Source organism: Bacillus yunxiaonensis (genome assembly GCF_037104695.1).
GTDB lineage: Bacteria > Bacillota > Bacilli > Bacillales > Bacillaceae_G > Bacillus_A > Bacillus_A yunxiaonensis.
On sequence record NZ_JBAWSV010000001.1, the window covers coordinates 186,394 to 209,945 of the forward strand.

Annotated in this window: 22 protein-coding genes and 1 pseudogene; 16 read left to right on the forward strand and 7 right to left on the reverse strand. The window is 36.0% G+C overall.

All coding sequences use genetic code 11. The features are described 5' to 3' along the window. The first annotated feature begins 188 nt into the window (after positions 1-188). On the forward strand, positions 189-677 hold the full coding sequence (locus WAX78_RS00985; RefSeq protein WP_336480455.1) for a hypothetical protein: 489 nt from the start codon (positions 189-191) through the stop codon (positions 675-677). 131 nt (positions 678-808) lie between these two features. Beyond that, positions 809-1,357 (forward strand): cysteine hydrolase family protein, encoded by a 549-nt coding sequence (locus tag WAX78_RS00990; protein WP_336480456.1) that lies wholly within the window; start codon positions 809-811, stop codon positions 1,355-1,357. A 41-nt stretch (positions 1,358-1,398) separates the two neighbouring features. Here WAX78_RS00990 and WAX78_RS00995 read toward each other — a convergent pair whose 3' ends face one another. From WAX78_RS00995 to WAX78_RS01015, 5 genes are all read right to left on the reverse strand, one after another. After that, positions 1,399-1,989 (reverse strand): class I SAM-dependent methyltransferase, encoded by a 591-nt coding sequence (locus WAX78_RS00995; protein ID WP_336481326.1) that lies wholly within the window; start codon positions 1,987-1,989, stop codon positions 1,399-1,401. Between the two features lie 604 nt (positions 1,990-2,593). Continuing rightward, positions 2,594-3,205, reverse strand: coding sequence for a hypothetical protein (locus WAX78_RS01000; protein WP_336480457.1), 612 nt, complete (start codon positions 3,203-3,205; stop codon positions 2,594-2,596). 251 nt (positions 3,206-3,456) lie between these two features. Continuing rightward, positions 3,457-4,887 (reverse strand): IS4 family transposase, encoded by a 1,431-nt coding sequence (locus WAX78_RS01005; protein WP_336480458.1) that lies wholly within the window; start codon positions 4,885-4,887, stop codon positions 3,457-3,459. A gap of 212 nt (positions 4,888-5,099) precedes the next feature. Then, positions 5,100-6,116 carry an NAD-dependent epimerase/dehydratase family protein gene (locus WAX78_RS01010; protein ID WP_336480459.1) on the reverse strand — a complete coding sequence of 339 codons (1,017 nt, stop codon included), beginning with the start codon at positions 6,114-6,116 and terminating at the stop codon, positions 5,100-5,102. Between the two features lie 127 nt (positions 6,117-6,243). Next, the gene (locus WAX78_RS01015) at positions 6,244-6,825 is read right to left on the reverse strand and encodes a Crp/Fnr family transcriptional regulator (RefSeq protein WP_336480460.1); all 582 of its coding nucleotides are present in this window, start codon (positions 6,823-6,825) and stop codon (positions 6,244-6,246) included. A gap of 594 nt (positions 6,826-7,419) precedes the next feature. Between WAX78_RS01015 and WAX78_RS01020 the strand changes: the two genes are divergently transcribed. Continuing rightward, positions 7,420-7,800: a hypothetical protein gene (locus WAX78_RS01020; RefSeq protein ID WP_336480461.1), complete on the forward strand. Its 381-nt coding sequence runs from the start codon at positions 7,420-7,422 to the stop codon at positions 7,798-7,800. A 170-nt stretch (positions 7,801-7,970) separates the two neighbouring features. Here WAX78_RS01020 and WAX78_RS01025 read toward each other — a convergent pair whose 3' ends face one another. Next, positions 7,971-8,129, reverse strand: a complete 159-nt coding sequence (locus WAX78_RS01025; RefSeq protein ID WP_336481382.1) for a hypothetical protein — start codon at positions 8,127-8,129, stop codon at positions 7,971-7,973. 339 nt (positions 8,130-8,468) lie between these two features. Here WAX78_RS01025 and WAX78_RS01030 point away from each other — a divergent pair, with 339 nt between their 5' ends. Next, positions 8,469-8,966, forward strand: coding sequence for a P-loop nucleotide/nucleoside kinase family protein (locus WAX78_RS01030; RefSeq protein ID WP_270709576.1), 498 nt, complete (start codon positions 8,469-8,471; stop codon positions 8,964-8,966). Between the two features lie 480 nt (positions 8,967-9,446). On the opposite strand, the gene WAX78_RS01035 is transcribed toward WAX78_RS01030, so the two are convergent. Continuing rightward, complete coding sequence (locus WAX78_RS01035; protein ID WP_336480462.1) at positions 9,447-9,953, reverse strand: DinB family protein; 507 nt, start codon at positions 9,951-9,953, stop codon at positions 9,447-9,449. Positions 9,954-10,690: 737 nt separating this feature from the next. On the opposite strand from WAX78_RS01035, the gene WAX78_RS01040 reads away from it, so the two are divergent. From WAX78_RS01040 to WAX78_RS01095, 12 genes and pseudogenes are all read left to right on the forward strand, one after another. Further along, the gene (locus tag WAX78_RS01040; protein ID WP_336480463.1) at positions 10,691-11,119 is read left to right on the forward strand and encodes a DUF4367 domain-containing protein; all 429 of its coding nucleotides are present in this window, start codon (positions 10,691-10,693) and stop codon (positions 11,117-11,119) included. Positions 11,120-11,350: 231 nt separating this feature from the next. Next, positions 11,351-11,719, forward strand: a pseudogene (locus tag WAX78_RS01045) (IS110 family transposase); the annotation flags it as partial. 193 nt (positions 11,720-11,912) lie between these two features. After that, positions 11,913-13,031 (forward strand): GAF domain-containing sensor histidine kinase, encoded by a 1,119-nt coding sequence (locus tag WAX78_RS01050; protein ID WP_336480464.1) that lies wholly within the window; start codon positions 11,913-11,915, stop codon positions 13,029-13,031. 13 nt (positions 13,032-13,044) lie between these two features. After that, positions 13,045-13,680, forward strand: coding sequence for a response regulator transcription factor (locus WAX78_RS01055; protein WP_336480465.1), 636 nt, complete (start codon positions 13,045-13,047; stop codon positions 13,678-13,680). Positions 13,681-13,843: 163 nt separating this feature from the next. Beyond that, the gene (locus tag WAX78_RS01060; protein WP_336480466.1) at positions 13,844-14,380 is read left to right on the forward strand and encodes an NADPH-dependent FMN reductase; all 537 of its coding nucleotides are present in this window, start codon (positions 13,844-13,846) and stop codon (positions 14,378-14,380) included. Between the two features lies 1 nt (position 14,381). Further along, positions 14,382-15,611: an MFS transporter gene (locus WAX78_RS01065; protein WP_336480467.1), complete on the forward strand. Its 1,230-nt coding sequence runs from the start codon at positions 14,382-14,384 to the stop codon at positions 15,609-15,611. Positions 15,612-16,040: 429 nt separating this feature from the next. After that, positions 16,041-17,759, forward strand: coding sequence for an alpha-keto acid decarboxylase family protein (locus WAX78_RS01070; RefSeq protein ID WP_336480468.1), 1,719 nt, complete (start codon positions 16,041-16,043; stop codon positions 17,757-17,759). Positions 17,760-18,230: 471 nt separating this feature from the next. Next, on the forward strand, positions 18,231-18,788 hold the full coding sequence (locus WAX78_RS01075) for a YdcF family protein (RefSeq protein WP_336480469.1): 558 nt from the start codon (positions 18,231-18,233) through the stop codon (positions 18,786-18,788). 103 nt (positions 18,789-18,891) lie between these two features. Next, on the forward strand, positions 18,892-19,881 hold the full coding sequence (locus WAX78_RS01080; RefSeq protein WP_413789144.1) for an ABC transporter ATP-binding protein: 990 nt from the start codon (positions 18,892-18,894) through the stop codon (positions 19,879-19,881). Beyond that, the gene (locus WAX78_RS01085; protein WP_413789161.1) at positions 19,868-21,358 is read left to right on the forward strand and encodes an ABC transporter permease/substrate-binding protein; all 1,491 of its coding nucleotides are present in this window, start codon (positions 19,868-19,870) and stop codon (positions 21,356-21,358) included. Before WAX78_RS01080 ends, WAX78_RS01085 begins: the two co-directional genes overlap by 14 nt. 240 nt (positions 21,359-21,598) lie before the next feature. Continuing rightward, positions 21,599-23,026 (forward strand): arginine-ornithine antiporter, encoded by a 1,428-nt coding sequence (gene arcD / locus WAX78_RS01090; protein ID WP_336481327.1) that lies wholly within the window; start codon positions 21,599-21,601, stop codon positions 23,024-23,026. A 190-nt stretch (positions 23,027-23,216) separates the two neighbouring features. Next, a complete protein-coding gene (locus WAX78_RS01095; RefSeq protein WP_336480471.1) occupies positions 23,217-23,477 on the forward strand; it encodes a LemA domain protein in 261 nt (86 codons plus the stop codon). Positions 23,478-23,552: the final 75 nt, after the last annotated feature.

The window sequence follows — 23,552 nt, forward strand, 5'->3', positions numbered from 1 at the left end:
AAAGAATACTGAAAAAGATTTACTAAAAATTTCTTGGGCAAATAATGATGATAATAGAGGGATAAGTATGGTACAGTAAGTTGTGTAAAGTAACGTGCTTTGTTTATGAAAGTGTTTCAAATAGATGCATATATTCTAAAATTATTTTTATATAATAAATTAACATTAAGATACAGGGGGAATGGATTTTGAAAAAATTCATAATCACTGGATTATCTGTTATGTTGTTAGTAGGTTGCGGAGTAACAAAAGAAAAGAAAGTAAAGGAAGAAACGCGGCAAGAACAAACTGTTAATGCACAGCAAAAAAGCAAATATCCATTCCCAGAAGGAATAACTTCAGTTGGTGAAGGAACAGTGAAAGTTACTACGCCAGATGGTACATCAGAAAATGGGAGTGTGCCTGTAGTATTTATCAAAAAAGATACGATTATTCAACAAGTAGAAATCGAACTTGCAAATTTCCAACAGGATAAAGAAGTGTTTGTATATGTTGATAAACAATTTGAAGAAACGCATCAAGTAATCGAACTAACACAAACGATAGTTGCATTAAAAGAAAAGACATTACAACCAGGTATTCATACCGTAACAGCAATCCAATATGAAAATAATGATCCAAATGGAAAAGTAATTAACTTTGCCCAGGCGAAGTTTGAAAATAAACCAGCACAGTAAGAAGAAATCTGCTCTAGGAGCAGGTTTCTTTTGTTTTCATAGGGATTGTTATAACATATGTCGAATCTGTAATAAGTCGTCGTTATAACACGTTTTCTATTGTTTAATGTGAAACGAAAGGAAGAGGAAAGATGAAACGAGCACTTATTAATATTGATTATACATATGATTTTGTAGCAGAAGATGGGGCGCTAACATGTGGAAAACCAGCGCAAGTTATAGAAGAGTATATTGTAGAAATAACGAAGCAGCATATTGAAACTGGAGATTATGTTGTGTTTGCCGTTGATAAACATGTAGAAAATGATTCTTATCATCCAGAGACTAGATTATTTCCACCGCATAATATAGCAGAAACAAGAGGAAGAGATTTATACGGTGAATTGCAAAATGTATACGAAAAATACAAAAATAATGAAAATGTATACTACATGGATAAAACACGGTACAGCGCTTTTGCTGGAACGGACTTAGAAATTAAGCTTCGAGAAAGAGGGATACAAGAAGTGCATCTTGTTGGTGTTTGCACAGATATTTGTGTGTTACATACAGCAGTAGATGCTTATAACAAGGGATTTCGTATTGCCGTATACGAAAAGGCAGTTGCGTCATTTAATGACCAAGGGCATAAATTTGCATTACAGCACTTAAAGTCTTGTTTACAAGCTGAAGTAAAGTAAAAGGAAAAAACGCCAGAAAAATAAGGATTCTGGCGTTTTTGCTATTTTCTTGCAACTATACAAATCGATCCCCTATGTTCATGAAATATCACGTTGTTATATCCAGTTTCTTTTAGTAATTTTTCTACATCTTCTTTTGTTTTAAATTTTGTCATATGATACTTTATTTTATAGAGCTCAGCCACAATGATAAAATAGCCATTTGGTTTTAACACACGAAATATTTCTTTAATATCATTCTCTAAATCTGGCCAAAAATAATGTGTTTGAAATGCAGTAATCATATCAAAAAAGTGATTTGAAAAAGGAATAGAAGATACACTTGCTTGTTTTATAAGAACTTTTCCTGAATCCACATCTTTTTTATTTGTTTTGATAGAGTTTTCTACTGCCTGTTCGGAATAATCTATACCGTATATTTTTCCGTGAGGATTCATTTTCGAGAGAGTATGTACTGTTTTCCCCCCGCCGCAACCAATATCGAGCACGTTCGCATGTTCAATAATTTCAATGTTGCTTAAAGCCCATTTGGTCATACTGGTATGAGCCACATTCATGATGCATAGCATAGATGATCCGACAAAACCTTTTGGATTTTTAGCTTGTTCAATTAATTTGTTCAATACACTCAAATTACTCATACCTTTCTTCTCTTGTTTTAATGTTGAAAAAATTCAGGAGGTATAAATTCCCTTTTCTATTTTTCTCTATAATTTTTTGAATTCCTTTATTTCCGTAGTCTTTTCAGAATAAATTAGTTAAAAGTAAAAGACTACATACTATACGCGAAAGAGTTTAAAACAGAGGAATTATATAAGGGGTTAATTGGTTTTGGAGGAGGAAATAGCCCATAGCGGGAGGCGTATCCGCAGATGTGAAGCATCGAGGAACTTAAAAATAAGAATAATCAACTATCTAGAAAACTATTAGATGATACAATACAATATGAAATATAATGATAATACCAGTGCATCTCTTTCTATAATGTGGGTACGCTCTTGAGCAGTAACTCTTTCCTTTATTTTGGAGCATTGGCGTACATAGAAAAAAGACTCCGCAGCAAGAGGGTCTTTTTTTATTAAAGACATATAAATATTATGAGTAAAGATAGTAAGGATTAGATATTATCAAGATCTAAATCGTAAAAAGTCATAAAAAATAAAGAGCGATACATATTATACATGACTAATATGTATCGCTCTTTTAATTGTTGAAGAAGAAACAACAAATTACATACTATGGTTTAATATATTCTCCTGTTGAAGCATTAAAGCCCACTGCTTTCATTTTTGTCTGGTCACCATTCCAACCTATCACTAATATTAGGTTAATGTTTCTCTCTGTGTCTTTTCTAATTATAAAATTATAGCCTTTAGCCCAATCTTTACCTGGATGAATATCACCTAATTCTAATGCTTTTTTAAGTAACTGAGGAGAGTCGTAGTTAATATCTTCCAATCTTATAAACCTTTCTTTAGGATAAGGAGAATCACCTTTCCCAGTTACGTCCTTTGCTTCAACAATTTTTCCCTCATAGATAGTGACTAAAAATATTTTATTAGTATCTGGCACCCCAAAATCAATATTCCAGTATTTTCTTTTACCATTGCTCCCAATTGACTTCCCGGGCTTATCTCTGTCTATATTAACTCCCTGTAATAATTGAGCGTTTTTATTCCATTTCAATGCAGATGGATATGCTAATTCAATTGCTTGTATTATTGATAATTCTTGGTTTTTAACAGCTTCTAATGTATCATCAGTTGATTGTAAAGAACGAGCAGATACTTTCTCAACTGTACCAATAGAAATTAACAAAACCAAGACTACAAAAACGATTTTTTTCATTTTCTCGAACCTTTTTATGGTATATTCTTTCCTAACTTTGTTCAATTATCCTGCCAGTTACTTTAAGTACAGAATTTCACAACCTCTTCTAAATTTTAACCTAAAAATCCAATTTTCTTTAAGGGGTACTGACGCATGCCCATCAAGCTAACAAAGTAAATTAATAGATACAAAATGATCCTTGTTTCAAAACTAGCAAGTGATAGAAAAATAGGCATGCTAAAGAAGCCTATTAAAACGCGATTTTTTCGCTAGGCAGCTTGTCTATGCTTCACCGTCGTTTTATACACAATCCCTAGAATATCAAAGACGGTCATCTTCTTATATCTATGACATTTACGACCGTTCTTTTTAAGCAGCTGATAAAGGCGATGCAGAATTTTCAAAAGTTCCTCTGTTCCAACGGCTATCGCTTGAAACAGTAATGGAAAATAGTCTTTAATCATATAAATCGCTTTGTATTCACTCAGTTCCTGCTTTGTCTTTTCAAGCAGAAACTGTCGCATTTGAAACATCGTAGAAGAACAGAGGAGAATGCCGATGAGTTGTCCATATAAATGACATTCTAGGCGTTCTCTTTTAATATTTTTACATTCATCAATTTCAAAAAATGACTTCCAGGTTTTAAACAAAATTTCAATCTGCCAACGAAGTGAATACAATGAGTACACGTAGTTCGTTGGTACTTCTTCTAGCGACGTGTTCGTGATATATACATTCATGCCCATTAAACGTTTACTTTTATCCTTCATGACAATGCCTTTCTTCTTTTCACGTATCGCTTGGTTTTTCAGGCGTGTTTGCGTTTGATCATCGGTTAAACGATGGATAATGACACGTGCTGGAAGCTTCTGATTTTGCCCAATGTATGCCTCGGAGATTTCTATCGTTTCACCGGGGATTAGGCTCGACATCATTTGTGTCATATCAAGCTGTATGTATTCTGTTTGCTTTTTTAACGTGCCGTTGTTGAAGTATCCTGGCTCAGGGTTCTTGATATAAATGCGTGTATTCAGCTTCAACCGCGAGATATAGTAAGCCTCTTTATCATGAATAGTTTGTAAGTCTCCTAAATCGAAGTAACCAAGATCACGTAAACACAAATCGCCCGCCTCTATGGTTTCAATGCAGATGGTACCGTATGTTTTATCATTATTCTTTCCTGGTCCAAGCTGCACGTTAAGAAATTGACCACTAAGTAAATCATATTCCAATTGAATTTTTACGCCTGCCGTATTACTACTCCCACCTGACCCTTGATAGTTAGTGGCGAAATGTTCAGGCAGTTGAAACATTGTCGCATCTAAAATACGGATACGATTGAAAGTAGAGATCATGTGTGCAGAAAGTGAGTGATTTGAACAGAGTTTTTGTGTGAGAAGAGAAGTAAAGACTTCTCGAAGAAATGCGACAGCGGCTGGATTAAAGCGTTGATTCAATCCTTCTGAGCTCATCAGTACCCCTGTTGAAGCTTCTAACTGACTGCACAATTGTGTAAGTGATGCGCTAGCGATTTCTTGACTTAGCCATACGCAAAGGGCAATGAGTTCGTTTGCTTGATACTTACTAGATCGCTGTACAAAGCCAACTTGTTTGGCGATATCTTGTAGGACTACTGGAGATAAAAAGTATTGTAGCTCTTGTGCGAAAAGATTCAGTTCATTTGAAATGATAGGATTCATCAAAAACGCCATCCTTTTTGTATATTTCTACAAAAAGAATAGCGTTTTTTTCGTTATATAGATACAAATTCCTCTTAACTTGATGGCGATGTGGTGGGACCCCATATAAAGTTTCTGGGACTGTTCACTTATGTGAGTTAGAAGTATGCCCAGAATTGGCGGTAAGTCTACTTGACCTTTATTTTATTGTCCAGTTAAGTGTAGCCGATTCATTATAAGGATTTTTTTCTTAGGCTAGCAAAAACCCGTTTAAAATACTCTTCTAATGCCACTTCACCCAACTTAGGATTAAAATTCAAATCCTGTCTTGATGTAGTAAGGTCATAGTGTCTATTTATTCCACCATAATATAATTCTACCTGACTTCTAAGTAGTGATGGCTGAGTATTCTTTTCCTTTGCTTCAGACTCAAGTTTATCAGCTAAATTTAACAACTGTTCTTTAGTATATTTTTGTGGTATCTCAAGACTAGGAATAAATTTTTTTGCAATTTTAATGATATCATCTGAAGTTACAGGCTCTTCATTAGCTAAGATATATCTTGTACCTCTTACACCTTTTTCCGCTGCAGTAATCATACCTTTCACAACATCAGTTACATCTATTGGCGTCATTTCACTTATATAGTTAACTTTCATCTTTCCTAAAAGAATACTATCGAAGGCCAGTATGGTTGGAGTTTTCTTTAAAAACTCTCCACCAATCATTGCACCAGGAAGGACGCTAACCATATCCAAATCATATTTTTCTGCCAGCTCCCAAGCTGTTCTTTCAGCTCGTGCTTTTGAATCAAAGTATGCATTTCCATGACTGTTTTCAAGCCATGTAGTTTCATCAATTTTACCCTTTAAGTTTGTCTTGTCCAATGACAATGCTGCTACGGAGCTTACATATACTATTTTTCTTACATTTGCTTCTTTAGCAGCCTCCATTATATTTTGAGTTGCCTCAACATTAGGAATAATTATCTCTTTTTCAGGATCTTGTGCCCAATGTTTAAATACAGCAGCTACTTGATATAAGGTATTTACTCCATCAAGTGCTTTATGAAGTGAGTCTTTATCCCTCAAATCGGCGTAGACGATCTCACAATCAAGGCCTATAAATGGTTCTTTGTCATTTAAATCTCGTACACTTGCTCTAACAGTTTCTCCTCTTTTTAATAATTCCCTTACCAAGTTGTTACCCAAATGACCATTTGCACCTGTTACCAAGGAAATTTTCTTCATAAATAAATCCTCCTAAATCAGTGATTACACCAGCTATCATAATGCGATAATAGCCTGTTGTAATTGACATATGTAAATTGCAATAAAAAAACACCAAATACTTTTATTTGATGTTTCCTAAAAACGTTTATTCTATTTTCATACTTCTCTTAATTCTACTAAGTGAGCTTGCTCTAATTCCAATATAAGAAGCAATATATGATTGATTTATTCTACTTTCTAAAGAAGAATACTCTCTTTTAAACTCCATGTACCTTTCCAGTGCATCTTTCATAAGTAACGCCTGTTCTCGATTTAGCATACCAACAAGAATCTTCTGAATATAATTAGCGAATATAACCTTCATTTGATTAGTTTTCTTCATACCTTGGTCTATGGCATTATACGGAATAACTACACAAATGCTGTCTTGCAGGCTTTCTACACTAAATCTAGCTTCTTCAACTCTTAATAAACCCTCTGCACAGGCAAATTCCGTTTCAGCTGCAAAACATTTTGTCACATCATTCCCTGCAGCATCTATATAATAGCCTCTCATAATTCCTTTATGAATATAATACAGTGAAGAAACTCTTTGCCCCTGCCTTAAAACAATTGTACCCTTTGGTACCATCTTTATATCAGCTGTTGAATTAAATAAGTATTTTAAATCTTCTTCCAACTCCAGCTTCAAACCAGCTTCAATATAATCACTCGGCTTATTAAGCATAATTCATCACCTCTCTAAACATATAAGGCATATCCTTTATCCACAATTTACTATTATAGCATTTAACCATGTCAAGCAACATAATAGATTTACTTAAAATTCAATACAATCAACGATTAGCACTTATTAGGGTAGCAACACATCCATCAACTTAAGAAATTGGCTGTTACCCAAAACGAAAAAATGAATTTAATTTTCATAAATAAATATCAAGAGATAAAAATTTCGTTTTGGGGGTACTTCAAAATATTAGCTTGATGGGCATGGGGTACTGACGACAAAACGCGGATTTTATACGCTAAGGATATGCAGAATTTCATGTAGGCAACGAGACCGATTTGAACTGCCAAATGCTATTGTGACAGGGATACATGAAATCCTGCATACAGTAGAGGGAACGGAAGGCTGGCAAATTCTTGGCATGAATGGCTTTCTGGGGTTTGGTTACTGCTGATAATGTTACGTTATGTTAACCTTATATGAATATCCTATACATCTAAAAACCTTAATGAGTCAGTTCTCTCAAATGTTACAATTAGAAAAATAATATTGAAGAAACAAAAATCAAATATCTATAATTTAAGGAGTGAAATTATGATAAGTGTTCACGATAATACAATTGTTTCATACCAAGTTAATCTTGAGAAAGAAGAAATTCGTATTCACACTCTTACTGAATCAGGAGACAATGTATATATAGTTTTTTCAGGTGTCTTAGCACATTTTTTTGAAACCCAAATAAGTAACAGCATTATTTTTAATATAGACAAAGTTCCACTTCCAGATTTTTTTAAAGAGAATAAGAAATTATTAGAGCAACAAAAATCTTATTGCTGGCCTATATGCTATGAAGATATTAAAGAATTAGAGGAAACATTAATAAAAGGGAATTATTTTTATTACAACATTTGTGCATCTTATGGTCTAAGTGGTTGGGTATTAGCTAAGAAACTTGAGATATTAGACTCTTATTAAGTTAATGGTGGTTTTAAATACACTTCCGAGAACGATAATTATGTGAACACAAAAGTCCTCCAGTTAAACAATCTGGAGGACTTTTAATAGGCTTCTAAATACATTGAATTCCCATAATAGGACGTTATGTTAACTCTCTATGAATAAATATTTATAGCATTTTTCACAATTTATTTATCTGTTTGTTTTTGCTTCTTTTTCAAATACTCCGCACGCAATTTTTCAATTTGCTGCTTTTTATCAAATTTGGCAGGCGTCTGTTTTTCATGAAACTTTGTCACAGCTACCTGACTTTTGTAATCCAATTGATATTTTCCCACTTTGTTCACCTACTTTTCTTGTCTTTAAAGAAAATCTATTCAACAAATATAATATACCTTATTTTACTGAAGTAAACCTGATTACTTTATTAGTTTCCTACAACAATAATTATGTGAACACGAAAGTCCCCCAGTTAAACAATCTGGAGGATTTTTAATAGTCTTCTAAATACATTGAATCCCGATAATGTTGCGTTATGTTAACCAATCATGTATACAATATACATCTGAAAATCCTGACAAACCGTTATTTTGAAATGGTACAATTAAAAAAAAGGAGAAGCGGTTAAACTTAGGTAGTTCGGTTTAGAGGTAGAAAAATAAAATAAACACGAGGAGTTAAAAAATATGAAACAATTGGGCACGCTATACTTTTTCTGTGGAAAAATGGGTGCAGGAAAATCAACTAAATCAAAACAATGGGCGATAGATAAAAATGCGGTACTGTTGTCTGAGGATGAATGGCTGTCATCTCTTTATCCCAATCAGTTGGCATCATTTGAGGACTATCTAAAATTCTCAGCACAGCTCAAACCGTTGGTGAAAAAACATGTCCAAAACATATTAAGTGTCGGTACAGATGTAGTGATGGATTTTCCAGCTAACACTCAAAAACTGCGAAAATGGTTTTTGGATATGGCATCAGAAGTCAATGCAAGCCATCAACTCATTTTCCTTAATCTAAATAACGAGCAATGCCTACGTCAAATTGCACAAAGGCGTAACGAACAACCCGAAAGGGAAGCTTTTGACACGGAAGCGGTGTTTATTCATGTTACTAGTTTTTTTGAATCACCAAAAGAATCTGAGGGTTTAAATATTTTAGAGTTTAGCGGAAAAGAATAACAAGAAGTTTAACACAGCGTTATAGAACCATAAGAATTGAGTCTCCTTCCAGGAGTAAGCAAACCTATCTCCAAAATAACTTCCGCTTTCGATAATTATGTGAATACGAAAGTCCTCCAGTTAAACAATCTGGAGGACTTTTAATAGTCTTCTAAATACATTGAATCCCGATAATGTTACGTTATGTTAACCTGACATGTATACGGAATACATGTTTTTTTATTCAATGAATGAGTAGTATAACAAAATAACAAAAGAAACCTTTAAAACTTAAATAAAGCTCATCTTACGAATTTGGCGTACCGCCAACATTTTAACGAAAATATACGCTAAGGGACTAAATTTACGAATATCGTAGATGGACATCAATTCGCCCTAGATTTACATGTAACGATTGGAAACGTGAAGAAAATACAGGAGAAAATACTTCGGAGACAAATCGAGGACGACCTTTATAAAGAAACACCCCCGAGGGAGTGTTCATCGTTTCAGTTCAAAAAGGTAAAATCCATAGTCTGTAGAAATACCTTCATAACCCATTTGTCTAAGCATTGCAGTAATATTACCACGGTGATATGTGCCGTGATTAACCACGTGTCTAATGAGATCGTTGTAATTAGCCCGCAACACACCGAATTTAAGCGGATACTCAGATATTGTCTCTAAATTAGATTGATGGTTCAAAATAAACTCTTCATATCGAGCCGTTATTTTATCAAAGTAAGCCTCAAATGCATCGAGCGTGGCATCGTTTACCTCTTCACGCGAGCTAGTCATTGCAGCATAAATGTCCTCAGGACTTTCATGGGACATTATGCTTATCCAAGTGTTATCCACAGAATAGATATGTGCTAATGCATCGCTGATGGTAGGAAATACACTTTTTAGCGGTCTACGATACAGATCATCAGGAAGTTTCTTTAAATGATCAAAAACTCTTTTATTAGCCCAAACATGGTAACGAAATAGCTCAAGCGTATCGTTCATTATATCCCTCCTAGATTCTGATGTTATTTCGAATAGTATAGTGTTCTATACATCGAAATGGATTCTTCAACTATTATACACGATTTTTTTTCGGATGAAATCTCTTGACCATTTTTCTGTCGCTAAGGGTATCTTTACCCCAATAAAAATAATGAGCCTAAAATGTGCAAGTTTATGTATATTTTAGGTTTTTTAAATTATCAAATACAAATAAAAAGCATAAAGAAGTCTCAAAAACGTAGGTATTTGAGACAAACAAAATTCACCTTAAAATGTCGTAAAGATAGCTTTAAATCTGTCTCAAAACTTATCTCTAAATCAAAATCTCAAATGGAATTAGCAGAAATGAGTTTTGAGAATCCCTTAGCGTATAAAAATGTTAAAATGTGCGTGCTACCCCATGCCCATCAAGCTAAGATTGTATAAGTTTAATTTCACGTGAGATTTTTTCTTTTTTCTAAAGATCCAGTGTAAGTTCTTTAAAGATTTGCATACCAAATAAACCCTATCGGGTTTCAATTTTTTGGATTATGCTACATGATTGTGAGACACAGAAAGGTTAACTGAATGTGTATGGAACATACATGATCCTTCGTTAAACAAAAGAGACAGGTTATTTAATAAAAAATGATAGTTTGGAAATACTACCTGTCAGAAAAATTAATTAGAATCGAGGTAATAAATTGATAGTTCCATTTCGTTTATTCATTACCTTTATACTTTTAATTAGTTATCCAATGACAATCATGGCTAAAGAAATTAAGTATAATCACAACAGCACCACTATTCCAGAAATACAGAGAAAAGTTGATTTCACTATTTTATTTCCAAAAAAGATTCCAGATGATTGGACATTAGATACAAAAACATCCCCTTGGATAAGGCTACATTATATGGATAGCAAGGATACAAAGCTGATGGTTGCTATTCATCTGAGCAAAAGAATTCCATTATTCGATGAAGAGTTCCCTCGTGCTGAACAAATCGATATCAATGGAAACAAAGGTTATTTTTCAAAATGGGGAGATAGTGGGAAATTGGATAAGAACGGAGAACTCATTATGGGTGGTTTACTTCGTTGGACACAAGCTGGAACATATGTAGAAATGCAAAGTTCAAGATTACCGAAAGAAAAAATGTTAGAAATCGCAAAGTCAATGAATTAACGTTATTCACTTGTACGGCGCACTTTTTATAGTTTTATTGTTTCATACTTTGCAGTCTATGACAGCAACCCTGTCACTACCCCTACTGGGGAACTCTTCCCCAGCCCCCTTTCAAAAAATAAAAAAACATGGGATAGCTATTCTCCGATGAACGTTATTTATTCCACGTTTTCTTTACCACGAGCCTCTAAACCCTCATAGTAAAGAAAATTTCGCAGCATAATCGCTTTAATGACCTTTAGTGGTGTTCGAGATGCACGTCGTGTTCTCTTTCAAATGGCGATGATTATCATTGCGATGAAAAAGCAACCGTCCGTATTCAGCTCCTATTATCATCGTCTTGTAGAGCGTAAAATGAATGGGAAAACAGCAATTGGACATATGTGTGGAAAGATTGCCAAAATCCTATATATGATGCTTAAAACGGGGCAAAAATATGACCCTGTAAAACACGCACAAGCAACAGGTATTCCTTGGGATTCTGTTTACGACAAAAGAACAAAAAATGTCAGCTCGGAGAAGTTTTATCAAGAAGCATTAAAGCTTGCGGGAGATTCAACATCTGACGATGTTGAATTAATCGAAACAGAGGTAGATTAGGACTGAAAATACTAACTTCCTGTAAGTGTTTTAAAAGATAAAAAACAACTGTTTACGGTATAAAAATAGTGCTATTTCCAAGAGGGATTTTTTATTTTCTTCTCGGAAAGCACTACACTACATTATAGAAGTTTTTATTTATTTGTAGTATTTGAAATTTTCTTGATGTTATAATAAGAAATGGTGATGGAACATGAATGAAAATGAAAAACAAATGCATCGATTACAAGCGTTAAAAGAAATTGCCGAGTTATTAAATGAAGCGACTGATTTGCAGAAAATGTTAGAAAAAGTACTACATACGCTATTGCAAGTTATGAATTTGCAAACAGGATGGATTTTTTTTATTGATGAAAAAGGAACGCATCGAATGCTTGTCGATACAAATTTGCCACCAGCACTTACATGGGAAGAAAAGAAACCAATGTGTGAAGGGGATTGTTGGTGTATTGATCGATTTGTTGCTGGACGTTTGCAAAAAGCAACAAATATTATTGAATGTAAGCGAATTGAAGATGCGATTGAATTTGAATGGGGAGAAACAGAGAGTATTACTCATCATGCGACGATTCCCCTTCAAGCAGGAGAGGAAAAGTTTGGATTATTAAATGTCGCTTCTCCCCATAAAACGCACTTTACAGAAGGAGAATTAGCTTTATTAGAAGCGATTGCTCTTCAAATTGGGACAACGATTCAACGTATTAGGTTGGTTGAGAAAGAACGAAAATACGTAGTAGTGGCAGAAAGAAATCGACTAGCACGTGATTTACATGATTCTGTCAAACAACTTCTCTTTTCAATTATGTTAACGGCTAGAGGAACGATTGATATGACGAAGGATAAAGAACTACAAGAGATGTTGATGTATATAGGAGAGTTATCACAAGAGGCACTGCAAGAGATGACATTATTAATTTGGCAATTACGACCTGAGGGGTTAGAAAAAGGTCTTGCTGAAGCAATTCAGAATTATGGGAATTTACTTGGTATCCATGTAACCATGCGAATTGATGGAGTTATTTCGATAAGCGATGAAATGGAAGAAATGCTATGGCGTATTAGCCAAGAAGCGCTCCATAATTGTAAAAAACACGCATCTTGTGAAAAAGTATTTGTACATATAAAAATAGAAAACAATATGTTGAAGTTTCAAATCGAAGATAACGGAGTAGGGTTTATGAAAGAAAAAGTAAGAGATTCTGCGCTTGGTTTGAAAAATATGCAAGAACGTATTGAGTTAATGAAAGGGAAGTTTCATATTCAAACGAAACCGGGAGAAGGAACGAAAATTGGGATTCAATTACCCATTTGAAAGGGGAATTTCATTGAAAATTAGACTGTTACTTGTAGAGGATCATCACATTGTACGAAGAGGTCTTGTTTTCTTTTTAAAGACAAAAGAAGAGTTTGACATTATTGGTGAAGTGGGAGATGGAGAAGAGGCATTGCAATTTATTCAACAAAAACGACCTGATGTCGTATTAATGGATGTGTCGATGCCGAAAATGGATGGAATCGAAGCAACGAAGCGTATGAAACAATATGATCCATCTATTAAAATACTTATGTTAAGCAGTTTTTCAGAACAAGATTATGTTCTTCCAGCACTCGAAGCAGGTGCAGATGGATATCAATTAAAAGAAGTACAACCGGATCAACTTGTAGCTTCTATTATTGCAGTTTATCAAGGGAATGCTAATTTCCATCCGAAAGTAACGCCTGCTTTATTAGGACGCCAAGCAACAGTTGAGATAAAACAAGATAGTTTATCTATGCTAACGAAGCGGGAAAAAGAAGTGCTGCGTGAAATCGCTAAAGGAAGAAGTAATAAGGAAATTGCAGTGGAGCTACATATTACAGAACAAACTGTAAAAACACATGTTTCAAATGTCCTTGCTAAATTAAATGTAGATGATCGAACGCAAGCAGCCCTGTATGCGGTAAAACATGGTGTTGTATAAGAAGGGGTAATTGAAATAAAACAGAAACTCATACTTTCGTATGAGTTTCTGTTTTATTTTTTCATACTATTTTCTCAATCGTTTTCCGTCTTTTTTACGGTTTATAAGAGGGAATTTTCTGATAAGATAAACATAGAAATTCAAATAAGGGAGAGAAATAATCATGAAACTAGTTGTAATTAACGGTACACCACGTAAATCTGGTAAAACTCGCGTCATTGCAAAACATATTGCACAGACTTATGATGGAGAATTATATGATTTAGCTATTGAAGCGCTTCCGTTATATAACGGAGAAAATTCTCAATATGAATTACAAGCAGTAACAAAGTTAAAGCAGCTTGTAAAAGAAGCGGATGGTGTTGTACTTTGCACACCGGAGTATCATAATGCAATGAGCGGTGCACTGAAAAACGCATTTGATTTTCTTGGAAGCAGCGAGTTTATGCATAAACCGGTTGGACTTCTTGCAGTTGCAGGCGGCGGTAAAGGCGGTATAAATGCATTAAATAGTATGCGCATTGTTGCAAGAGGTGTATATGCAAATGTCATTCCGAAACAGGTTGTCATTGATAGTCTTCATGTACAGAACGAAGAACTAGGTGAAGATGCAAAACCACTTATTGCGGATTTATTAAAAGAATTGAGAGGATACATGAGCATTTTTCCAGAACTGAAAAAACAGTTAGGAGCTGATTAATATGTCATCTCTTTACCGTGATTCTCGGTTGTACTATATTCTTGGAGCCAATAGCTTATCGGCCATTGGCTCCGGCATTACGATGATTACGATTTCGTGGTTACTTGTAACATCACCAGGTGGAAATACAATGTTTGGCTATATTTCAATTATATCTACACTTGTTATGTTTTTGTGTACACCGTTTATTGGACATTGTATTGATCGTTTTTCTCGTAAAACGCTACTCTTAGTGAATGAAGCCATTGGAGCAATTGCTGTTGGTATTATGGTATGTTGGGGATTCACAGGTCATTCCTATGAAACAATACATTACATTGTACTGTATATAACAGGTTCATTTTATTATTTAGTATTCTATCCGAACATTTTCGCCTTTAATCAAGAAGCGTTTGCACCGGAACATTATAAATCATTAAGTGGAACGATGGAAATACAGGGACAATTGACACAAGTTATCGCTGGTGCGGTCGCCAGCTTTATGATTACAATTGTTGCTGTGAAATGGATTTTATTCATCAATATGTTAGCATATGTAGGCGCATTTATATTGTTGTCATTTATTCCTTATACAAGACAGAGTACAGAAAGCGGAAAACAACCATTCACAAAGCAAATTTTTGAAGGCGTTCATTTTATGAAGAAAAGAAAGAAATTATTTTGGTTTCTATTTGCGACATATATGCCGTTTATCGGTGTCATGATGACAAACTATTTAATGCCTGTGTACATTTCGGATGTGTTAAAGGAAAGTGGATCCGTATATGGTACGGAAGGAATGATGTACGGTATCGGTGCAATGTTTGCAGGAATTGGTATTCCAATTCTTATGAAATATGTAAAAACAGAAGTGTCAATTGTATTAACGATGTTCATTTATACAATTTCAATTACCGTAATGATTATAAAGCCATCAGTCTTTTTACTGTATGGCCTTGCTATTTTTATGGCGATTGGAAATGCTGGCACACGTGTTGCACGCAATGTGCTCATGATGGAACAAGTTCCAAACGAAGTAATTGGACGTGTTGATAGTCTATTTCGGTTTGTTGGTACAGGTGTACGCGTCATTCTTCTTCTTGCCTTTACAACATTTGTGTCCCAAATTGGTGTTATGGTTCCGTTTTATGCACTGAGCATATTATTAATTGGCGCGGCGAGTATGGGATTTTTGTATGTGAAAGTGCAGCGACAAGAACGAGTTGATATTACCAATAAAACGGTTGTATAGTAGCGAATCTAATACACATCATATAGATGTAACATTCTAAAAAAGGTGTGAAATGATATGGGAAAAACAAAAGCATTAGGTTCTGCTAAGCATAAAGGAAATCAAACGCAAGATCATACTTCTTCAAAGAAAGCACGCAATGCCCAAAATGCAGGGCAGCGTCAAGGCTAGAAACATAGCGGGGATTTAATTTAAAGACATGTAAATATTAACAGAAAAGATAGTAAGGATTGAATGTCCCTACTATCTTTTCTTATAATATCATTTCGTCAATGTTACCATTACTTGAACAAAATAATTAAAGGATATAACGCACAGAAGATCGCTCATCGCTCCGCATGCCGGATAACCTGTTCAATGAAAGGGAACTATTAAAAGGGTACTATTACATAGAACAAGCCCAAGAAATGGATAAGGAGTGAGTGAGCGATGGATAAAATGATGGCGGAGGGCGGCTCTGGCTCGCCAACCGGAACGGCTCAAAAAACAGTTGGCCAATATTTGTTCGATTGCTTGAAGCTGGAGGGCATTACCGAAATTTTCGGCGTCGCAGGGGACTATAATTTTACACTGCTTGATACCCTGGAGCGGTATAACGGCATCCGGTTTATAAATGGAAGGAACGAACTAAACTCAGGTTATGCTGCGGATGGCTACGCAAGAATCAAAGGGATGTCTGCTCTTATTACGACCTTCGGGGTCGGGGAGCTCAGCGCCTGCAATGCGATAGCGGGAGCCAACAGCGAGCATGTGCCAATCATTCACATTGTGGGTGCGCCTCCTGAGAAGGATCAAAAGGAACACAAGCTGATGCACCACACCCTAATGGATGGGAATTTTGATGTTTTCCGCAAGGTGTATGAGCAGATTACGGTTTATACCGCGGTGCTTACGCCGGAAAACGCCAAGATTGAAATTCCGGCTGCGATTCGCATTGCTAAGGAAAAGAAAAAGCCGGTATACCTGGTTGTGGCTGATGATATAGTGACCAAGCCGATCAATGCCCGGAAAGAGCCGATGCCGCCGCGTCCAACGTCCAACCTAAAAGCCCTTCAGGCTGCGGCGAATCACGTCCGTCGGATGCTAGAGCGTGCTCACAGGCCGGTTATTCTGGTGGATGCCAAAACAATGCGCTTTGGCCTTCAGACAGCAGTTCGACGGCTGGCCGACGCTATGAATGTGCCTGTTGTGACGATGATGTTTGGAAAGGGGGCATTCGACGAAACCCATCCAAATTATATCGGAATGTACCTAGGTTCTTTCGGAAGTTCTCAAGTCCAAAGTACGGTGGAAAATGCAGACTGTATCATTGCGGTCGGCATGTTATGGGCGGACACCAACACTGCGAATTTTACCGCAAAGCTGAACCCGCTGGTGACTGTCAATATTCAACCGGACATGGTCAAGGTCGCTGAGGCGGAATATCCGAATGTTTTTGCAGCCGACATGCTGCTTGCAGTGCAGAAGGTGGGTTACATAGGTCAAGGTTTGGCAGGAAATTTGTTATTCCCTTACGATCAAGTCATAGCTAGTGCCGAAGAGCCTCTAATGGCGTCCGGCTATTATCCTCTTTTTCAGCGCATGCTGAAAGAAGGCGATATTGTGATCGCCGAGACAGGGACGTTCTACAATGGAATGGCTGAGGTGAGACTGCCGAGCAATGTAACATATATTGGGCAAGGAGGCTGGGGATCCATCGGTTACGCAACCCCCTCGGCGTTCGGTGCTGTTATCGCCGCTCCGGAACGCCGAGTGTTGCTGTTTACAGGTGACGGCTCCTTGCAACTAACAGCCCAGGAGATCAGTTCCATGCTCTATTACGGCTGCAAGCCCATAATCTTCGTCTTGAACAACGATGGTTATACGATCGAGAAATATTTGAATGTCAAAACAGAAGATCAAAAGTACAACCAAATCCCTCGATGGTCTTACACTAAGCTGGCCGAAGTCTTTGGAGGCAACGCGTTTACTGTTACGGTCCGGACCTATGGAGAGCTTGATCAAGCTATAACCCAAGCTGAAAAGGAACGTGCCGAAAGACTCTGTATCATTGAAATGATCGCCGGGAATCCGATGGACGCACCCGAATATATGCGACAGATGCGCAGTTATATGGAGAGGCAGGAGACGCAGCGCAGCCAGAAATAGTCCCGAATAACACGAGTGTTCCTGACAGATGGATCTAATCTTTAAGGGGTACCCTTGAAAAATGGTTATGGAGAAAAATTAGCATTTTTAAGCCGCTTCCTTCTATTAGCTACCTAAACTTTGCTAAGCAATTCTTTCTGTTACTCCCAGATGGACAAAAAATACCATCATTTTGATGTTGTTTTTTAACTCATGTGAACATTATGGATTATCTAAAAAAATGGTGGTCCATGTGGGTAAGAGTTAATAGGAAGAACTTGGAATCTTGGTTGTGAATTATTACACTTAAACAAACGGGTGTGATTCTTCAACAAGAAATACAGGCTTTTAAATTCAATCTTTACAAGTCTTTATATATATTTAATATGGATACCTCGCTATTTTTTGAAATCAAGTGCGAACCACAAGATAAAGTACTTCTGCATAATCCCTTTCTTTTATATAATATAAGGAAAGGGAGAGAACTGCTATATGAATAAATGGTTTTTATTATTACTGTTGTTATTGCCGCCATTATATGTTGTTTATATAACATATCGCATTAAGAAAATTGCCAATGAAAAAGTAAGCCATACGGCACCGTACGTTTTAATTTTAGGTGCAAAATTATTTGGAGATAAACCATCATTATCACTACAATATCGCTTAGATGCAGCACTAGGTTATTTACAGATACATCCAAAAGTAAAAGTAGTTGTATCTGGTGGGCAAGGAGACGACGAGGATATTCCAGAAGCACTTAGTATGTGCCGTTATTTAATGGAAAACGGTATTGAAGAAGAACGAATTTTACTCGAAGATCGTTCTACAAGTACATATGAAAATATAAAGTTTTCTATTGATTTATATGATGTGAAGCATGCTGTTGTAGTAAGCAACACTTATCATTTATACCGAACAAAAATTATTGCAAATCGTTTAGGGATGAGGATGGAATCGCTTGCTGCACCAACGCCAAAGCGTTCAAAGAAAAAGGCATATATACGTGAATATGCAGCTATTATGAAAACAATTTTAGTGGATCATTAGAGCTCAATATAGAGCTCTTTTTTATTTTTAAAAAAACAAATCATTTGAAAATAGCTCGAATTTCCGTGAGAATGGAAGAGAGAATGAAAAAGGAGTTGTGTATGTGATTCAATTTGAACACGTTTCAAAAACATTTGATGATGGAACGAAGGCAGTAGACTCTCTACAGTTAGAGATTCGTAAAGGGGAATTTTTTGTTTTGATTGGCCCGAGTGGGTGTGGGAAAACAACGACAATGAAGATGATTAATCGATTAATTGAAACAACAGAAGGCGACATTTTTATTGATGGAAAGAACATTCGGGATTATAACATTCATGAATTACGATGGGATATTGGCTATGTATTGCAACAAATTGCGTTATTTCCGCATATGACAATTTCAGAAAATATTGCGGTTGTACCAGAAATGCGCAAATGGAGTAAAACGAAAATTCAAAAGCGTGTTGATGAATTATTAGAAATGGTTGATTTGGATCCCAATATATATAGGGGACGTATGCCAGATGAATTATCTGGCGGTCAAAAGCAGCGTGTTGGTGTTGTGCGGGCACTTGCTGCTAATCCGAAAATTGTTTTAATGGATGAGCCATTTAGTGCACTGGACCCTTTAAGTCGTGGGCAGTTGCAACGTGATTTAGTAGCCTTACAAAGAAAGATTCAAAAAACAATTGTCTTCGTAACACATGATATGCAAGAAGCGTTATCGCTTGGTGATCGCATTTGTATAATGAAAGATGGAAAAGTTGTCCAACTTGATACGCCAGAAGTCATTTTACAAAATCCCGCAAATGCATTTGTAGAAGAATTTATTGGGAAGCCAAGATTATCAACTTGGTATGATAATAGAAAAGTAGAGGATAAAGTATCCGTATTGGTACAAGAAGGGAAACGAGTTGATGGTACCCCACTATCGACTGAAGTTACCTTGCAAGATGCTTTACTTCGTTTAAAACATGAAAAAGAAATACCAATCGAACAAAATGGTACATATATTGGTACATTAACAAGTCAACATATCGTTCATAGTCAATCAAATGAAAGAAAGGGGATAGACAGTGTCAGCATTATTACAAACGATGCAAGAGCGTAAACAGGAACTGTTAAGTGCTCTTTTGGAACATTTACAAATTTCGTTGATTGCTTTATTCTTCGCAGTTCTTATCGCGGTTCCACTTGGAATTTTGTTAACAAGACGAGAACGCATTGCCGAATGGGTTATTGGTACTTCTGCTGTCATGCAAACCATTCCTTCCTTAGCGCTTCTTGGGTTATTAATTCCATTAGTTGGTATCGGAAAGGTTCCAGCTATAATCGCTCTTGTTACTTATGCATTGCTTCCTATTTTAAGAAATACATATACAGGTATTCGCAAACTAGATCCATCGCTTATTGAGGCGGCAAGAGCGATGGGTATGAACGGCTGGAGACGATTATGGAAAGTAGAAATACCACTTGCCTGGCCCTTTATTATGGCAGGGATTCGGACAGCAATGGTACTAATTGTTGGTACAGCGACATTAGCCGCTTTAATTGGAGGCGGGGGATTAGGAAGGCTTATCTTGCTTGGAATTGATCGAAATGATCACGCTCTTATTTTGTTAGGTGCTATTCCAGCTGCACTATTAGCATTGTTCTTTGATGGAGTGCTACGCATGATTGAGCGTGCAGGATATTCATCAAGGCGAATAGTTGTTACAACAGTTGCTGTAGTTGTAATTATAATCGCACCTTTTCTTTGGAGTACACAGAAGAAAGATATCATAATTGCTGGTAAGCTTGGTTCAGAACCGGAAATTTTAATTCAGATGTATAAACAATTAATTGAACAGGATACCGATTTAAAAGTAGAAACAAAACCAGGTTTTGGAAAAACGTCTTTTGTATTTGAAGCATTAAAATCTGGAGAAATTGATATTTATCCGGAATTTTCAGGAACAGCATTATCAACTTTCGTAAAAGAAGAACCAAAAAGTACAGATCGTCAAGGAGTATATGAGCAGGCGCGAAATGGCATGGAGCAGAAATATAATATGAAGCTGTTAAAACCAATGAAATATAACAATACATACGCATTAGCAGTGCCAAAACAAATCGCGGAGCAGTATAACATAAAAACTATTTCTGATTTGAAAAACGTCTCTTCTCATATGAAAGCTGGATTTACACTTGAATTTGCAGATCGAGAAGACGGATATAAAGGAATACAAAAGCTATATAATATACAGTTTTCGAATTTAAAAACAATGGAACCAAAATTGCGTTATAATGCGGTTCAATCTGGTGATGTAAATGTCATTGATGCCTATTCAACAGACAGTGAATTACAGCAATATGGTCTACAAGTACTAGAAGATGATAGAGGATTATTTCCGCCCTATCAAGGAGCACCATTATTACGCGAAGAAACGTTAAAGAAATATCCAGAGATTGAAAAATCACTAAACAAACTTGCTGGAAAAATTACCGATGAAGAAATGCGCAAAATGAATTATGAAGTGAATGTAGAAGGGAAAGCAGCAGAGAACGTAGCACATGAATTTTTACAAAAAGAAGGACTGTTGAAATAGACATAAATTACAAATATAACCTTTGAAAAGTCGTTTATACAAAAATAAACGACTTTTTTTATGCATACTTATACTTTTTTTCGAAAAAGTATTCCATTTTTGTTCGTTTTCTTTTAGAATAAGTAATGTTTTTCTGAAAGAATATAACATGAAACAGTTCGTCATTTTCAGGGTACGTATTGGATATATAAATGACTCATAATATGAATGCCTGTTAGAACGGAAAGAAGACATCAAGAAATTGCAGATGGGGTGATACCAATAGAAAAGAAATTAGGATTTTTTCCATTAATCGCACTTGTAGTAGGAACAATGGTTGGAGGCGGGGCATTTAGTTTACCGCACGATTTAGCAACAGGGGCCAACAGCGGTTCTATTTTAATTGGTTGGTGTATTACAGGGCTAGGAATGATTCCGCTTACCCTCGTATATCAATCGTTGGCATATCGAAAGCCTGAACTTGAGGGTGGTATTTATAGCTACGCACGCGCTGGATTTGGGGAATATATTGGATTTAACAGCGCATGGGGATATTGGATTGCTGGAATTTTAGGCAACGTTGCAACAATTATGATGTTATTTAACACATTAGCATATTTTTTCCCAATTTTTAAAGGCGGTAATAATGTCCCGGCTATCATCGGTGCATCACTCGTATTGTGGACGCTTCATTTTCTTATTTTACTTGGAATTCGTGAAGCCTCTATTTTGAATTTTATTGCGACAATTGGTAAACTTGTTCCAATTGTGCTATTTATTGTAATTATGATTACGGCGTTTCGTTGGGATACATTTACGCATGACTTTTGGGGAAAAGGCACTGTCTCATTATCTTCTGTATTTGGACAAGTGAAGAACACGATGCTCGTTACGCTTTGGGTATTTATTGGTGTAGAAGGAGCGGTCGTTTTATCAGGACGAGCAAAACGTAGTCGTGATGTTGGAAAAGCAACTGTATTTGGTTTACTGCTAGTAATGAGTATTTATATTCTTATTTCTGTTTTATCGCTAGGGGCGATGTCACGAGAGGAACTAGCAGCACTTGAAACGCCGTCAATGGGACATGTACTTGAACATGTCGTTGGTCCATGGGGAGCATTGGTTATTAACTTAGGATTAATCGTTTCTCTTATCGGTACATTAATCGGCTGGTTTTTACTTGTTTCGGAAATTTCTCACGTGGCCGGAAAAGACGGTGTATTTCCAAAGGTATTTACAAAAACGAATAAAAATCATACACCGCATATGGCATTATGGATTTCAAACTGTGTTGCCCAAACAATATTTATTATTGTGTTATTTTCAGCATCCACATATCAAATCATGTATTTTATTGCATCAACATCAATTTTACTTCCATATGTATTTTCAGCACTATATCAGTTGAAATTAGTAATTACAAAGGCATATGAAGGAAACAGATTGAAAGATGGGATACTTGCTATTATGGCATCAGTATATGGTTTCTGGCTTGTGTATGCAGCTGGATTGAAAAACCTATTACTTGTTTCTTTAGTATATGGTATTGGACTTATCGTGTATGTCGCTGCAAGAAAAGAACAAGGAAATCGTTGTTTTACCCGTGCTGAACAATATGTGATGATTGTCATTTTACTCGCAGCATGTGCGTCTATTTATATGTTAGCTACTGGAAAGATTGGAATGTAAACATATCAATTCAAAAAGGATTTATGCTAAAGTGAGAGCATAAATCCTTTTTTATTGGTGGATATGGTTTATCTAAAAGGGAATCAGTGCTTCTGCGTGGTTTCTTATGTATCAATTTTAAAAGAAATAGCAGGGATTTTTATTAATTAACAGAATATTTAGTTTATAAGGTGTGTAGGAGGGGATTGTTATGGAAGAGACGGAAAAATTGGTGCGAATTGTAGAGTTAGCAAAAGATGTTCGGAAATTATTAGTGCAAGAATCGTTCTTTAATCGACATCCCGAACTGCGCGGAGCGGTAGAGAATTTAGCGTGTTCTGTAGAAGTTTTAGCCAATATGAATTTACACGGAGACGAGAATGCAGAAGATACATTACGTTATGTATTAGCAAAAATGAAGATTGCCCACAATGCAATTTTTCAAGAAAAACAAGGTTCTCATTTAACCTGACGATAAGCGTCAGGTTTTTTGTTTCTAGTTTGCTTTTATTGTTCATACAATGATAAAAGCATCGAAAAAAGAAGG

Coding starts and splice junctions, on each gene's coding strand:
- WAX78_RS01005 (WP_336480458.1), bottom strand. CDS start 4,887: ATGAATCCTATCATTTCAAATGAACTGAATCTTTTCGCACAAGAGCTA.
- WAX78_RS01085 (WP_413789161.1), top strand. CDS start 19,868: ATGCAAGAGCGTAAACAGGAACTGTTAAGTGCTCTTTTGGAACATTTA.
- WAX78_RS01075 (WP_336480469.1), top strand. CDS start 18,231: ATGAATAAATGGTTTTTATTATTACTGTTGTTATTGCCGCCATTATAT.
- WAX78_RS01030 (WP_270709576.1), top strand. CDS start 8,469: ATGAAACAATTGGGCACGCTATACTTTTTCTGTGGAAAAATGGGTGCA.
- WAX78_RS01035 (WP_336480462.1), bottom strand. CDS start 9,953: ATGAACGATACGCTTGAGCTATTTCGTTACCATGTTTGGGCTAATAAA.
- WAX78_RS00990 (WP_336480456.1), top strand. CDS start 809: ATGAAACGAGCACTTATTAATATTGATTATACATATGATTTTGTAGCA.
- WAX78_RS01070 (WP_336480468.1), top strand. CDS start 16,041: ATGGATAAAATGATGGCGGAGGGCGGCTCTGGCTCGCCAACCGGAACG.
- WAX78_RS01065 (WP_336480467.1), top strand. CDS start 14,382: ATGTCATCTCTTTACCGTGATTCTCGGTTGTACTATATTCTTGGAGCC.
- WAX78_RS01020 (WP_336480461.1), top strand. CDS start 7,420: ATGATAAGTGTTCACGATAATACAATTGTTTCATACCAAGTTAATCTT.
- WAX78_RS01050 (WP_336480464.1), top strand. CDS start 11,913: ATGAATGAAAATGAAAAACAAATGCATCGATTACAAGCGTTAAAAGAA.
- WAX78_RS01010 (WP_336480459.1), bottom strand. CDS start 6,116: ATGAAGAAAATTTCCTTGGTAACAGGTGCAAATGGTCATTTGGGTAAC.
- WAX78_RS01000 (WP_336480457.1), bottom strand. CDS start 3,205: ATGAAAAAAATCGTTTTTGTAGTCTTGGTTTTGTTAATTTCTATTGGT.
- WAX78_RS01015 (WP_336480460.1), bottom strand. CDS start 6,825: ATGCTTAATAAGCCGAGTGATTATATTGAAGCTGGTTTGAAGCTGGAG.
- WAX78_RS01095 (WP_336480471.1), top strand. CDS start 23,217: ATGGAAGAGACGGAAAAATTGGTGCGAATTGTAGAGTTAGCAAAAGAT.
- WAX78_RS01060 (WP_336480466.1), top strand. CDS start 13,844: ATGAAACTAGTTGTAATTAACGGTACACCACGTAAATCTGGTAAAACT.
- WAX78_RS01040 (WP_336480463.1), top strand. CDS start 10,691: ATGACAATCATGGCTAAAGAAATTAAGTATAATCACAACAGCACCACT.